Origin of the sequence: Archangium gephyra, from assembly GCF_042230915.1 — a bacterium.
Classification (GTDB): domain Bacteria; phylum Myxococcota; class Myxococcia; order Myxococcales; family Myxococcaceae; genus Archangium; species Archangium gephyra_B.
Window position 1 is genome coordinate 4151625 of record NZ_CP102578.1, and the last position, 14413, is coordinate 4166037.

The 14413-nt window shown below is 69.5% G+C and carries 10 protein-coding genes and 1 tRNA gene; 5 read left to right on the forward strand and 6 right to left on the reverse strand.

Annotated features, from left to right (window positions below; all coding sequences use genetic code 11):
• Positions 1-75: 75 nt before the first annotated feature.
• Genes NR798_RS16805 through NR798_RS16820 form a run of 4 tightly spaced genes read right to left on the reverse strand, consistent with a single transcriptional unit; the run spans position 76 to position 4742 of the window.
• Positions 76-1578 carry a DUF4340 domain-containing protein gene (locus NR798_RS16805; RefSeq protein ID WP_375772487.1) on the reverse strand — a complete coding sequence of 501 codons (1503 nt, stop codon included), beginning with the start codon at positions 1576-1578 and terminating at the stop codon, positions 76-78.
• Positions 1575-3158 carry a GldG family protein gene (locus NR798_RS16810; RefSeq protein WP_375772488.1) on the reverse strand — a complete coding sequence of 528 codons (1584 nt, stop codon included), beginning with the start codon at positions 3156-3158 and terminating at the stop codon, positions 1575-1577. Before NR798_RS16810 ends, NR798_RS16805 begins: the two co-directional genes overlap by 4 nt.
• A gap of 22 nt (positions 3159-3180) precedes the next feature.
• Positions 3181-3975 (reverse strand): ABC transporter permease, encoded by a 795-nt coding sequence (locus NR798_RS16815; RefSeq protein WP_375772489.1) that lies wholly within the window; start codon positions 3973-3975, stop codon positions 3181-3183.
• A gap of 35 nt (positions 3976-4010) precedes the next feature.
• Positions 4011-4742, reverse strand: a complete 732-nt coding sequence (locus tag NR798_RS16820; protein WP_375772490.1) for an ABC transporter ATP-binding protein — start codon at positions 4740-4742, stop codon at positions 4011-4013.
• A 207-nt stretch (positions 4743-4949) separates the two neighbouring features.
• On the opposite strand from NR798_RS16820, the gene NR798_RS16825 reads away from it, so the two are divergent.
• The 5 genes from NR798_RS16825 to NR798_RS16845 all read left to right on the forward strand — a co-directional run bounded on the left by NR798_RS16825 (position 4950) and on the right by NR798_RS16845 (position 12579).
• Positions 4950-6146 (forward strand): aspartate kinase, encoded by a 1197-nt coding sequence (locus NR798_RS16825; protein WP_375772491.1) that lies wholly within the window; start codon positions 4950-4952, stop codon positions 6144-6146.
• 88 nt (positions 6147-6234) lie between these two features.
• Positions 6235-6306, forward strand: a tRNA-Lys gene (locus NR798_RS16830).
• Between the two features lie 19 nt (positions 6307-6325).
• Positions 6326-8662 (forward strand): hypothetical protein, encoded by a 2337-nt coding sequence (locus NR798_RS16835; RefSeq protein ID WP_375772492.1) that lies wholly within the window; start codon positions 6326-6328, stop codon positions 8660-8662.
• A 50-nt stretch (positions 8663-8712) separates the two neighbouring features.
• Positions 8713-9921, forward strand: coding sequence for a hypothetical protein (locus NR798_RS16840; protein WP_375772493.1), 1209 nt, complete (start codon positions 8713-8715; stop codon positions 9919-9921).
• 114 nt (positions 9922-10035) lie between these two features.
• Positions 10036-12579, forward strand: a complete 2544-nt coding sequence (locus tag NR798_RS16845; protein WP_375772494.1) for a N,N-dimethylformamidase beta subunit family domain-containing protein — start codon at positions 10036-10038, stop codon at positions 12577-12579.
• Between the two features lie 50 nt (positions 12580-12629).
• Here NR798_RS16845 and NR798_RS16850 read toward each other — a convergent pair whose 3' ends face one another.
• A complete protein-coding gene (locus NR798_RS16850; RefSeq protein ID WP_375772495.1) occupies positions 12630-13577 on the reverse strand; it encodes an ATP-binding protein in 948 nt (315 codons plus the stop codon).
• A gap of 70 nt (positions 13578-13647) precedes the next feature.
• On the reverse strand, positions 13648-14298 hold the full coding sequence (locus tag NR798_RS16855; protein ID WP_375772496.1) for a hypothetical protein: 651 nt from the start codon (positions 14296-14298) through the stop codon (positions 13648-13650).
• Positions 14299-14413 lie beyond the last annotated feature (115 nt).

The following is a 14413-nucleotide window of genomic DNA, read 5'->3' on the forward strand; positions in this document are numbered from 1 at the left end:
AGGGGTGGGTGGATCCTCACGCGTTATGCTTCAGGTCCCGCGAAAGTGCGAAAAGGTGGCGGAACTCTTCCGGCCTCAGGGAGTGCCAGCGGCGGCCGGTGCTCCGTCCATGAGTTCCGTCAGGGCGAGCGGCAGCGCATCGAGGGTGGACTTCTCCACCTCGAGCACGTCCTCGGACGAGCCGCGGGCCCACAGGCGCTGCGGGTTGCCCTTCACCGGAGTGCCGAGCCACAGCCGGGCCACTTCCGTGCCCTCGGCGTCCTGCAGCGTCACCCCGCGCGAGGTGTCGCTGATGCCGTACTTGCCCCAGCTCTTCGGGCGGGTCTCGCCAATGGCCGACGCCTCGAGTTTCTCCAGCGAGCCCAGCAGCGAGGCCACCTTGAATTGCCTGGCGTTGCCTACCAGGGGGCTCGCCATCTCCCACTTGCCGGTGTCGGGGGCCAGCACGACGGAGATCGTCTCACCGCCAGGGGCGGCCGGGTGGATGACGATGCGGTGCACGTCGCGGACGGAGAAGGCCAGCGCCTTCCTGTCCTTGAAGTCCTTGGGCGCGAGGTCAAGCACGTCCAGGGCGAGGCCGTCCACCTGGGAGAGCATCGACTCCGAGTCCCACTCGGTCAGCGCGAAGGCCTGCTTCAGCCCGTCCAGCTCCAGCTCGGTGAGGCGCACGCGCACCGGCCCGCCCAGCTTCGGCACGAAGGTCGCCTGCACCAGGGGCTTCTCCAGCAGGGCCTGACGCACCTTCTCCTCCTGCTTGGGCTCGGGGAAGGAGAGGGCCCGGTACCCGTGGAGCGTGGACACCATCTTCGCCACCTGCTCGGTGGCCGCGTGCAGCTCCACCGGCCGCTCCAGCTGCCACGGCTTCCCGGTGGTGGTGCGCTCCAGCATGTAGGCGTTCTTGCGGGCCTTCACGTCGATGCGCAGGAGCGAGGGCTCCTCCACGGGGAAGGCCACGCGGTCCCTCCACTCATTGGTGTGCTTGAGCAGCAGGAAGCGCAGCCCGCCCTGGGCGGTGTACACGCGCGCGTCTCCCTCGCGGCGCACGTACACCGAGCCGTCGAAGTTGTTCTCGGCGCCCAGGTAGACGGTCATCGAGCGCTGGCGGGCCGGATCGTCCGCGCCGTGGCCCTCGGCGTCCGGCACGTAGGCCCGGGCGGTGATGGTGGCGCGGGGCTGCTTCAGCCCATAGCGCTCGAGGTCCGCGTCGGTGGGGTGCTCCTCCAGCGTGGCCTTGAACTTCGCGGCCGCCAGCTGGCTGATGAGCGTGCTCACCTCTCCCTTGTCCGCGCGCGCGGACACCGGCGCGGTGATGCGCCAGGTGTCGTCCTTCAGCTCCATCACCGTCTTGCCCTGGGGCACTTCGACGGAGATCCAGGTGAAGACGGGCTCGGGCGGGGCACCACCGTCCGTGCCGGGCTCCTCGGGGGTCTGGACGGCGAAGACCTTCTCCTCCGCCGCCTTGCGCTGGGCCTCCTTCTGCTCCGGCTGCACTACGCCGAAGTACGCGTAGAGACCGAGCCCACCGGCCACCAGGGTGACGGCGAGCAACGTGACGAGGTTCTTCTGTTGGACGTTCACTTGTTGCGCCTCGAGAGCCAGATGGCCAGGCCCACGCCGAGCAGCGACAGGGGCAGGACGTCGGTGGACACGAAACGGATGCGGTTGAGCATGTCCGCATCCAGCTGCAGGGTGGAGGCCGCGCGGTCCGGCGGGCGGATGGTGACCTTGTCCACCTGGCTGGTGGCCCAGCCGAAGGCGTTCATCACCAGGTTGCGGTTGCCCTCGTGGCCCCAGTTGGAGTCCATGAGGAGCTCCGAGTCACCCACCACCACGAGCCGGGCCTCGTCGAAGCGCCTGTCCTGCGCGCCCGAGGTGTCGCGCGTGCTGGCCGTCACCAGGGGGAGCTGGCCGGTGCGCTCGCCCTCGCCGGCGGATGGCTTCTCGTCGGGGGTCAGCTCCGTCCAGCCGAAGGGCGAGGTGCTGACGACCGGCACCACCTTCACGCCCTCGGGCAGGCCCTGGGTCAGCACGGTAAGGGCGCGCGCGGTGGGGAACTCGATGTTGAGCTGCCGCTGGCTCAGGGGCAGGGAGATTTCGTGCTGGCCGTAGAAGAGCGAGAGGACGACGTAGGGGCTGCCGCTGTTGAACTGCGCATCGGCGACCACGCCCTTGTCGATCGTCACGCCGTACTCGGCGAGCAGCGCGGCCAGCTCCGGGCCGGGCTCGCCGTAGGCCTCGGCGAAGTAGAGCATGCGGCCACCGGCGGCCAGGTACTGGCGCAGGGAGTCCACCTCGGAGGGGCTGAAGCGCCCCTTGGCGCCAGCGATGACCACCAGCGCGGCGTCCCGGGGCACTGTGGTGCCGCCCGCGAGGTTGAGCTCCCGGGTGCTGTAGCCCTCCTGGGTGAGCTGCTGCTTCATCTCCGAGAGGCTCGTCGTCCGGCCGCGCTGGCCCGGCATGGGCATCGCCTGATTCAACGGCCACTCGCCATGGCCCACCACGAAGTACACCTGCTGGGTGCTCGCCTGGGTGAGCTTGAGGAGGGCGTTGGTGAGCTCCTGCTCGCTGATGACGTTGAGCGAGGTGTGGGACTCGCTGGAGCCCTCGCCGCGCGTGAGCACCACCGTCGTCTTGCCCTCGGTCAGCTCGTACTTCTCGGCCAGGTCCGGGTAGCGGCGCGGATCCTTGAAGGAGTACTCGAACCGGTCCGGAGCCTCCAGGTGGTAGCGGTCGAAGGTGGCCTGGAGCGCCTCATAGGCGGGGTGGTCCGAGGGGATGAAGCCGATGGCGCGCACCGGCTCGGACAGGCCCTTGAGCGTGCTCACCGTCTGGGGCGAGAGCGTGAAGATCTTCTGCTCCGTCAAGTCCCAGCGCTGGTTCTTCTTGTAGGCGATGTAGTTGATGGCCACCAGGGCGCCCAGCGTCAGCAGCACCAGGAGCGCGGTGCTGCCGAAGAAGAAGCTGGAGCGCCGCGAGGCGAACTGGCCGAACTGCTTGAAGTTCGTGGCGACGTAGAGGCCCAGCAGCACCAGGCCGGCCACCACCTTGGTGGCGACGATGGCGAAGGAGCCCGAGGAGAAGAAGAGGGTGAAGGGGCTGGAGAACAGCAGCAGCAGCCCGAAGCCACCCAGTATCTTGCCGATGTTGGCCGCTTTCATGGGCACGCTCGAGGGGGGCACGTCATGCCCAGCGCTGCGCTTCCACCGTGCGGTGGCTGAGCAGCAGCGAGAAGAAGATGACGGAGAAGAAGAAGACGAGCGCCTTCAAATCCAGCACGCCGCGCATCAGGCCCTGCAGCTGCGCGCCGAAGGACAGGTAGTTGATGAAGGAGCGCACCGGCTCCTCGGTGGCCTGCGCCAGCCCCTGCAGCAGCATCCACGGCAGCAGCACCGCGAAGGTGACGAGCGCGGCCACCATCTGGCTCTCCGTCAGCGAGGAGATGAACAGGCCCACGGCCATGCAGGTGGCGCCCCACAGCAGCAGCCCGCCATAGCCCAGCAGCACCGTGCCCCACTCCAGCGCGCTGCCGGAGTCAGCCCGGCCGAAGAGGGCCAGCAGCAGGGGGAAGAAGATGGTGAGCGCCAGGGTGGCGGTGATGATGCCCAGGCCGCCGAGGTACTTGCCCAGGACGATCTCCACCGGCCGCACCGGCGCCGTCATCAGCAGCTCGAAGGTCTTGTTGCGCTTCTCCTCCGCGAACAGCCGCATGGAGAGGAAGGGCACCACGAAGAGCGTGATGATCATCACCGTGGACCAGAAGGGCACCATCACCCCGTCGGTGAGGTTGCGGAACTCCTGGGGGATGCGCTCCCAGCCGTACACGCGCGCCATCTCCTGGGCGCGCTGGAACTCGTAGAGGCCGTTGACGAAGAAGAACGAGGAGATGGCCAGCATCGCCGTGAAGACGGCGTAGGCCCACGGCGTGGTGAAGTAGATGGACAGCTCTTTGCGGGCGATGGCCAGCGCGGTGCGCATGAGGCCTCCAGGAGCGTGTGCGGGGGGCGCGGGCCTCAGGCCGCGGTCAGCTTGATGAAGATCTCCTCCAGCGAGACGTTCTCCGCCTTGCCGCCGTGCACCTTGGCGAGCTTGCGGATCTGGTCGTACGCCACCACCCGGCCCTGGTTGATGATGAGGACCTTCTCGCAGGTCATCGTCACCTCGGGGAGGATGTGGGTGGAGAGGATGACGGTGTGCTTGCCCGCCAGGCCCTTGATGAGGCCGCGCACCTCGGCGCGCTGGGCGGGATCCAGGCCCTCGGTGGGCTCGTCGAGGATGAGCACCGGCGGGGAGCCGAGCAGGGCCTGGGCAATCCCCACGCGCTGCTTGTAGCCCTTGGAGAGGTTCTGGATGACGCGGCCCATCACGTCCGAAAGCCCGGTGAGGCCGGCCACCCGCTCCAGCTCGGCGCGGATGCCGCGGCCGGGCAGCCGCTTGAGCTCGGCGACGAACTTCAGGTACCCGGCCACCGTCATCTCCGGGTAGAGGGGCGGGGTCTCGGGCAGGTAGCCGATCCGCCGCTTGACCTCCAGGGGCTGCTCGAAGACGTCGAAGCCCGCCACCTTCGCCGTGCCCTCGGAGGGGGGCAGGAAGCCGGTGAGGATCTTCATCGTGGTGGACTTGCCCGCGCCGTTGGGGCCGAGGAACCCGAGGATCTCTCCCTCGGCGACCGAGAAGTTCAGCGAATCCACCGCGACCCGCTCCCGGTATCGCTTGGTGAGGTTCTGGACCTCGATCATGGGCATGGGGAAGCTCCGGAAAGAAGCGTTCGACCGGCGGCCGATATAAGAGCCGGTTCTGGACTGTCAAGGCGGGCGGGCGGGCGTGGGAGGGACACGGGAGGGCGCTGGCGAGCCTTGTGCATGAGTGACTTCCAGTGTGTCCGGGGGGACACGCCCGGCAGGTTACCTGTGAGCCTCGCCGGCCCCTAGGAACAAAGCAGCGGGTGCTTTATGCCAATCGTGGTTCAGAAGTACGGCGGCTCATCGGTCGCTGATGTGGAGAAGATTCGTAAGGTCGCACTCCGGGTGAAGGAGACGCGGGAGCGGGGCTACCAGGTGGTGGTGGTGGTCTCCGCGATGGGGGACACGACGGACGAGCTGCTGGCGCTGGCCAAGCAGGTGTCGCCGGATCCGCCGAGGCGCGAGCTGGACATGTTGCTGACGTGCGGGGAGCGCATCTCGATGGCGCTGTTGTCCATGGCGCTGCAGGAGCAGGGGGTGCCGGCCATCAGCTTCACGGGCAGCCAGAGCGGCATCATCACGAACGACGCGCACTCGCAGGCGCGCATCGTGGAGGTGAGGCCGTACCGCATCCAGGACGAGCTGGCGCGGGGCAAGGTGGTGATCGTCGCGGGGTACCAGGGCGTCTCGTACAAGCGGGAGGTGACGACGCTGGGACGAGGGGGCTCGGACACGACGGCGGTGGCGCTGGCGGCGGCGCTGAGCGCGGAGTCGTGTGAGATCTACTCGGACGTGGACGGCATCTTCAGCGCGGATCCGCGGGTGGTGCCGGACGCGAAGAAGCTGGAGTCGCTCTCGTACGACGAGATGCAGGAGCTGGCGAGCGCGGGGGCGAAGGTGCTGAACGCGCAGGCGGTGGAGTTCGCGAAGGCGAAGGGCATTGTCATCCTGGCGCGCACGGCGCATGGGGCGGGGACGGGGACGGCGGTGCAGGAGCTGGTGGCGCCGGCGGACACGCGAGTGAAGGGGGTGACGGCCGAGGCGGAGATGGCGGTGTTGTCGGCGGCGGTGGAGGCGGTGAAGGTGCCGGAGCTGCTGGAGTTCCTGGACGCGCGAGGGGTGCGCGGCAGGGCGCTGGCGTTCGACGGGCTGATGGGGAGGGAGGGCAGGGCGTTCATCGCGGTGCCGTTGCAGGACGTGCACGGGCTGGAGGCGCTGAAGCGGGACGTGGGAGCGCGCTTCGGGGAGGCGGTGACGCTGCGGGAGGAAGTGGGGACGGTGACGGCGGTGGGAGCGGGGATGAACGCGGACTGGAGCTACCTGAGGAGGGCGCTGGGGGTGGCGGAGGAGCTGGGGGCGAGGGTGCATGCGGTGCACACGTCGCCGTTGCAGCTGACGTTGCTGGTGGACAAGCAGCACCTCAAGCCGCTGACGGCGAGGCTGCACCGGGAGTTTCTCGGCGCCTGAGCGCCACTCCCTCTCCCTCTGGGAGAGGGCGGGGGTGAGGGTATAGAGGACCCCGGCTTATCCCCACCGTGCTAGGGTCCGCCTTACCCTTGGAGTAGCTCAGCGGTAGAGCAGCCGGCTCTTAACCGGCAGGGCGCAGGTTCGAATCCTGCCTCCAAGTTCCTCTCTCCCCGGCCCCGATGTCCACCGAACCCAGCTCGCCGCGCGTGAACACCGGCTACGTGCTCGACCAGCTCCGCCGAGGGCTGGAGACGAGCCTGAACCACTCCGACCCGGTGGTCCGGGCGCGCGCGGCGGCGAAGGTCGAGCGCTGGTGCTCGGTGCTGGAAGGGATGTCGGAGGGAACGCTCGAGGCCGGCTCGCGCACGCCGGTCGAGGGAGTCCCCGCCTGGGTGACGCTGGACGTGGCCCATGGCGGATTCGCCACGGGCGAGCTGCTCGCCGCCGGCCCGATCGAGCCGCACGAGCGCGAGCGCCTCGCCTCGTTGCCCGCGTCCCGGGAGGACGTCACCGAGCGCTCCCGGTTGAACGCCTGGTACCTCGGTGATGAGGGCCAGCGCGAGCTCGCGGAGGCGCTCCACAGCGGCTGCTACCGGGTACGAGTCCCGGAGGAGGGCGCGCTGCTGACCGTGACGTGGCTGCTCCGCCGTGGCGAGGCGGAGCGGGCACTCGCGCTGCTCGAGACCCTGCTGCCATTCACGGACCGGCTGCGCTTCTACCCGGTGCCGGACCCGCGTCCGTTCTCCCCGAGCGCGGTGGTGCGCGTGCAGACGGTGCAGAGCACCGTGAAGCAGCTGGAGTGGGTCCAACAGCGTCCGCAGATCGCCAAGATGAACGAGACGCTGCGGGTCTGGAATCCCCTCTACGACCGCACCGTCGAGCTGTTCCTCGAGACCGTGGAAGGGGAGCTGCCCCACCTGGCGGTGGAGGACGGCGAGCTGGTCCGCCGCCCCGACGGCCAGGGCCGGGTCGAGGGAGGTTGGCCCTGCCAGCGCTGGCCAGAAGGCTGGCACGAGCGGGCGCGGCAGGTGCTGCGCGACTACCAGGCCGAGCGCCAGACGCACACGCTGGTGGGCAAGCCGGAGCATCCGAAGGGGAACTTCGCCCGGCTGCGCGGCTTCCTGCTGCGGTGCCTCGCCGACGCGAGCCTGCTCACGGGCCGGGACGTCGGCTCCATCCGGAAGATCCTCGCCTCGTACGTGACCAGCCACGGCGCCCCGGGCTCGGAGCGGCTCCAGCGGGTGCGCGACGAGCAGGCGAGGATGGCCGCGCAACCCACCGGGAAGGAGTTCGCGAACCTGTTGGCGGACCGCCTGCGGGGCCTGCCGGGCGATGAGGGACTCGGCTCGCTCGAGCTCGTCTCCGAGCCGTTTCACGGCCATCCCATTCCCACGCATCTGCTGGAGAAGGTGGAGCGCAGCCTTGAGGCGCCCATCGATCAGCTCGTGGAGCGAGGGGTGATTGGCTCCGGCGAGGTCCTCGCCATCGTGCTTCCGCAGATCTCCTCGCAGGTGGGGGCGGCCGGCATCGAAGACCCGGAGCTGCGCCGGCTCTACACGGCGCTCTACGCCGCGTTCCGGCGCCGGCGCTCTCTGCTGCTCCTGGACTTGCAGCACCAGGTGCGGTTCGACGAGCTGCCGTGGGTGGAGGCGATCCGCCCGTTCCGCAAGAGCGACCTGGGTGCACGGGCGCTGGCACGGCAGACGCTCGAACAGGTCGCGACGCTCGCGATCGCCTCCTTCCCCCAGACGCTGCTGCCCAACAAGCTGCTGCAGGAGCTGTCGGCGCTCGCGAAGGGCGCGGACCTGAAGCTGCCGCTGGTGGAGGAGCTCGCGGCCGACATCTTCATGGGCACGTTCTCCATGAAGTACCTCGATGCGGCGCGGACGGCGGCGCGGCTGCTCGAGGGGAAGCTGTATGCCCGGTACTACGGCATTCCCACGAAGCTGCTCCTCACGCTCGACGATCGCGAGCAGCGGTGGGGCAAGGACACCTCGCCGCGCTTCGCGGAGCTGTGTACCGAGCGGGCCGGTGCGAAGCAGGGCGGCTGGTCGGTGGCCCGCAACGGCACCATCGTCGAGCAGGCGCAGATCCTCACGACGCACAACCTCGCCGTCCTGTTCGAGGAGCTGAAGCTCGCGGAGACGCTGCGCCCGGCCCTGCCGGACATGGCCCGGCAGTGCTTCCGCTGGGTGGTCCGGCAGCAGACGATGAAGATCGACCAGTGGAAGGCGCGGCTGCAGATGATGAAGAACACGGCCTACGCCTGGAGGCAGATGGTGTTCTTCCTCTCGTTCGTGCATTCGCCCGAGCTACAGGAGTTCCTCGACGAAGCGCGCGAGCACATCGAGGAGCAGGACGAGGCCTTCGTCCGCCGGTTCGAGCCGGTGCTGGCCGGGCTCGAGTGGGTGGTCGCAGGCAACACGTTCGACGCGAGCGGCCGTGGCGGTCCGATGGGCCTCGCCCGCCGGTTCCTCGGCTGGTCCGAGAGCCGGCACTGGCTGCTCGGGGGCTGATCAACTCCCCGGCTGGCTGTTCGAGGGGAGACGTTGAAGAATGGCGCCTGATGGCTACGTACAACATCTCCCTGGCGGATCTGCGGCAGGACATCGCGGAGCTCATTCCGGCCGGGCTCGTGCTGGGTTGGAACGGGCAGGACAAGACCTCCGCCCGGCACGAGCAGCTGCTGGCGCCCTTCCGGACGCGGGGGACGCTCGTGTCCACGGACTCGGCGGGGCTGTCCACGCTGACGCAGCGGTACTCCCTGGCCCAGGTGCTGAAGCTCGTCTCCGAGCCCAAGGAGGTCATCCACGCCTACGGGACGGCGATTGGCGGCGAGGCCATTGGAATCTGGGCGGCGGACAACTCGCAGATGTTCTTCGAGGAGAGCATCGCTCCGGCGCGGGTGGTCGCGCAGATGCTCGCGGTGCAGCAGCGGGTGAAGGCCCTGCAGGTGCAGGTGGGAATCGGCATCCACGCGTGCGAGTGCTACCGGGTGGGCGGCGGGCTCTTCGGCGAGGGGGCTGACTTCATCGAGGCCATCGCGGAGGACGCGACCGCGGGAGGAGAGATCGTCGTGTCGGGGGCGATCTTCGAGCGCCTGCCGGGCGAGCTCCGCGACGCGGCCCGGGTGCGTGAGGATCTCCAGAAGGAGGGCGCGCTGTGGTCGCTGATGGGCTTCTCCGGGCAGGTGGAAGCCGTGGAAGGTGGCAACCCCGACTATCCGACGCCTTTCGACGCGGCGTTCTTCCGGCGGCTGCGTTCGACGTCCGCGGAGGAGCTCGGGAAGGAGGCGTTTCCCGAGTACCGGAAGAGCCGGACGGTGGTGTTCGTGAAGGTGGCCCACCCACCGCACGAGTTCCTGCTGGACTCATTCACGGACATGTCGCTCATCAACCTGGCGGTGCGCCGGATCGCGTCGTCCCATGGGGCGGACGTCGTGAAATCCAACGGCACGCTGGCGATCGTGCTCTTCGACGAGGGCGATGAAGCGGTCGCGTTCGCGCGCGACATCATCGAGGGGAATCGCGCCCTGGGCTTCGAGGCCCACGTCGGAGTGGCTCGGGGCGAGGTCTACCTCTTCCCGCTCGCCAACGGGGAGCGGGAGATCGCGGGCAATCCGGTCAACGTCGCCTCCAAGCTCGCGGAGGATTCGGGCCTGGAGGGCATCCTCGTCGAGCGTTCCGTCGCGCTCGGAGCGCTGGCGGGGAAGGGGGAGCCCTTCCAGCTGACCCTCTCGAAGGTCGAGTTGACCGGACATCGTTTCGCGGTCTGAAGAGGAGCAGGCAGGCGCCGATCTGTCCGACATGCCTCGTGGGGATGGGTGAAACACTTCCCATGCTGGGTCCCGTGCTTACCCTCGCAGCCCCAGGGGGATTGGGAGGCGGGCATGGGAAAGGGTGTTCGGATCATCGGGGTGTTGACTGCCGTACTCTGCCTCCTGGGCCTTGCCGGAGGGTGTGAGGACACCGGTACCGGGCCGGGCGAACAGAATGGCGGTGGGCGCGACAATCCCCCGCTGCAGCGCTCGGATGGTGGAGAGCCGGACATCGTGGACGGGGGTCCGACGACGCCGCCTCCGGAGGACGGAGGGACGGAGCCGGTTCCGCTTCCGCCCCATGACGCGCAGGCGATCCGCAAGGAGAACGCGCGCCCGGGAACGGCCGCGTGGCGCATCAAGCGGGCCGCCAACAACAATGAAATCGAGGGGTACGCGCTCGTCTCCACGGTGACGCAGGGCGAGCGGATTCCGATCGCGGTCTCGGTGACGGGAGGGCCGCGCAAGTTCAGCTGGGAGGTGTACCGGCTGGGTTACTACGGGGGCCTCGGAGGGCGGGAGGTGGTGCGCGGAGGACCGCTGCAGGCGGTGCCGCAGGCGCCGTGCCCGCCGCAGAGGCCCACGGGCATCATCGAGTGCAACTGGACGCCGACGCTGGAGCTCGAGACGAACGCGAGCTGGGTGCGCGGGGTGTACGTGGTGAAGCTGGTGCGGGATGACGGCTACCAGCGCTACGTGCCGTTCTTCGTGAGGGATGTGCAGCCGCGCTCGGAGGTGACGGTGCTCATCCCGACGACGACGTGGGCGGCCTACAACACCTGGGGTGGCACGAGCCTCTACGACGACAAGTTCCGCATCACGGGGAAGGGCCGCGCCTTCCAGTCCTCGTTCGATCGGCCCTACTCCCGGGGCTACGGCTCGGGGCACCTGCTGGATGACGAGCAGGGGCTCATCATGTGGCTGGAGGCCCAGGGGCTGGACGTGGCGTACGTGCCCAACGAGGAGCTGGAGCGCAGCGGGGACGCGCTGCGCGAGGCGAAGGTGCTCGTGATGTCGGGGCACGACGAGTACTGGACGCGCACCCTCCGTGACCGGGCGGACAAGGCGGTGGCCGAGGGCCGGTCGATCATCAATCTCGGAGCGAACCAGGCCTACTGGCAGGTGCGGCTGGAGCCGTCGGTGGACGGCAGGCCGAGGCGCATCGTCACCTGTTACAAGGGCGACGCGCAGGATCCGGTGGGCGTGAGGAGCCCGGATCGGACGACGAAGTTCAGGGACCTGGCCACGCCGCGTCCGGAGAACGCGCTGTTGGGGGTGATGTTCTCCAGCCGGTGGCACCAGTTCGCGTTCCCGACGGTCATCACGGACGCGAACCACTGGGCCTTCGACGGTACGGGGCTGCGCAACGGGGACACGCTCTGGAGGGCGAACGGCTACGAGCAGGACCAGGTGGTGGACAACGGCCAGTCTCCGGCGGGGCTGGAGGTGCTGGCGGAGTCTCCGGCGTTGTCGCTGCAAGGCGCGTTCGGCTTCGGGCAGATGGTGGTGTTCCGCAAGGGGAACGCGTGGGTGTTCTCGGCGGGAGGCGTGGACTTCGTGCACACGCTGGGGACGAGTGACTCGGCGGATCCGCGCGCGGCGCGCCTGGTGGCGAACGTCCTCTACCGCGCGCTGGGACGGACGGTGCCGAGGGACCTGGTGGTGCTCGCGGCGACGCCGTTGCCGAAGCCGCGAGGCTCCTACGCGCCGGCGGTGCGCACGGTGGCGGGGGAGGCGGGACGGCGCGGAGATCAGGACGGTGCGCCGGGCCGGGGGCTGCTGGCGGCGCCGGTGGCGGTGGCGGTGCTGCCCGGTGGAGGCTGGGCGGTGGCGGACGCGATGGCCAACAAGGTGAAGCGGGTGGCGCCGGACGGGAGCATCTCGACGCTCTCGTCGGTGCGGCTCAACGGTCCGATGGGGATTGCCGCGGACGCGCTGGGCAATGTCTACGTCGCCGACTCGGACAACTACTGCATCCGCCGCATCACGCCGGACGGGACGACGACGGTCTTCGCCGGAGCGGTGATGGAGCCGGGCCTGGTGGATGGGCCGGCGGCGCAGGCGCGCTTCAACCAGCCTGCGGGGCTGGCCATCACGCCGCAGGGGGAGTTGCTGGTGGCGGACCTGGGCAATGGCGTCATCCGGCGGATCGATCTGCTGGCGCCGGACAGCCCGGTGACGACGCTGCCAGCGAACCTGTGGCTGTACCGGCCCTCGGCGGTGGCGGTGGGGGCGGACGGCACGGTGTACGTGGTGGAGACGGGGATGTCGCGCGTGATGGCCCTGCGCAACGGCACGGTGAGCGTGGTGGCGGGAGCGCCGCCGGGAGGCTTCGCGGACGGTACGGCGGAGAACGCGCGGATGTTGCCGTACCTGGGCCTGGCGGTGCTGCCGGACGGGAGCCTGGCGGTATCGGATCCAGGCAACTACCGCGTGCGGCGCATCTCCCCGAGCGGGGAGGTGACGACGCTGGCGGGCACGGGCCGCTTCGGTTCGCGCAATGGAAACGGGGCCGAGGCGGACCTGGTGCTGCCGGCGGGGCTCGCGGTGGGCCCGGACGGAACGCTGTACGTGGCGGAATCCGGCAACGCGCTGCTGCGCGCCATCACGCCGTGAGCTGAGCCCATCAGCTCACGGATCCCCCCTTCGCACCCCGTGCCGCGGACTCAGCGCCCCGGGCCGCGCATCCCGCCCGGAGGGGGACCCGGGCGGAAGTCCAGTTCCTGCCGCATGCGCCGCTGATCCGGCGTCTCCTTGGGCAGCTCCACGAAGCTGCACATCTCGCACAGCCGGCTGTAGATGCGCTCGCCGACGCGCTCGCGCAGCAGCTCCGTGTCGCGCGCCGCGGTCTTGGCGTCCTCGGTGGTGCGGTAGCCGCTCGGCGCCGCGCTCCGGACGCTCTTGCGCTCGGGCTCCAGCGAGTAGTTCGTCGCGAAGAGGGTGGTGCGGCCCGCGTTGTAGCGCCGGGCGATCAGCTCATCGAGCGTCTCCATCTCGAACTGGCTGCCGCGCCCCTTGCCCATCTCGTCGATGGCCAGCACCTCCACGTCCGACAGGGGGCCGATGATCTCCCCGCCGCTCTTGCCCTCCTGGAAGCCGCGCCGGATGGTGGCGTAGAGCAGGGAGATCTCCACGTAGCGCGCCTCCAGGCCCACCTCGAGCACCAGGTGCTTGACCGTGGCGGCGAGCAGGTGCGTCTTGCCCGTGCCCACCGGGCCACTGAGGATGAAGCCCTTGTTCACCCCGCCCTTGGCGTAGTGGTGGGCGAAGTGCATGGCCAGGTTGCGCGCCCGGTCCTGCGCCTCGTTGAAGGCCCGGTAGTTCTCGAAGACCGAGTGCGCCACCACGCCGGGCAGCCCCACCTGGTTGAAGTGATCGATGCGCCGGGCCCGGTGCTGGCAGACGCACGGCACCAGCACCTCGTAGCGCTTGGGGCCCACCTTCGCGCTGAAGGTCTCCTCGCGCACCTCGTACGCGTACCCACGCCCCTCACACAGGCCGCACTGGGCCGAGCACGTGCACACCCGTGCATGCGCCCGATCTCCGCGCCGCTCGATGAGGTACGTCCGCCCTCCACACTCGCCACACACCTCGCCGCTCGCCTTGGTGCCCATGAGCCCAGGCCATAGCAGAGCGCCCTGACGCTCGTCAGCCTGCTACACGGGCGTTCAGCCACCTACCGCTCTAGGAATCCATCAGCCCCAGCCGCCGGCGCACCACGGCCAGTAGCCGGAAGCGCCGCGCCAGCCGCCGCGCGCGGAAGGACATGTACTGCTGGTCCGAGTCCTCTCCTCGGGCCGTGCGCCACAGCGTCAGCCGCTCGGAGAAGGGGAGGGCGCGCAGCAGCATCAGCCCCACCAGCGTCTCCAGGGCCTCCATCCGCGCGAACTCGGTGGGCACCTCGTGCAGCACCGCCTCCAGCAGCCGGTGGACGCGCGGGGCCAGCGCCGACTCCCGCTCGGCCAGCCGCTCCAGCGAGGCCTGGAGCTGGGCATGGCGCAGCTCCTCCCAGGAGCGCGTCCGCGCTGTGCGCCGGGTGCTCTCGGTGCCCGCGCCCGCCGTGCGCTCGCGGTGCTTCTTGATCTCCGCCTCCACCTGCCTGCGGCACGCCCGGAGGTTGCGCAGCACCGGCTCCCCGGGGCGCGCGTCCCACAGCGCCTTCTCCGCCGAGCGGGCGATGCCCCGCGCCACCACCTCGAAGGGAACTCCCTGCTCGGCCCAGGACGTCAAAAGCTCCACGTCCAGCGCGGACAGCATCAATCCGCTGCCTCGCATCGCGAGGAAGTAGTCCTGCACCAGCTCCTCGAAGCTGGCGCTCTCGGGCAGGAGGCTCATGTGTCGCTACATCTCCCTGGTGGGCAGCCGGACGGCCGGGCGCAAGATTCCCCCTTACCAGCAGGGGCTGACAGAGCAATCTGTACGACGCTTTTCGCACAGCCCTTCTGAAAAC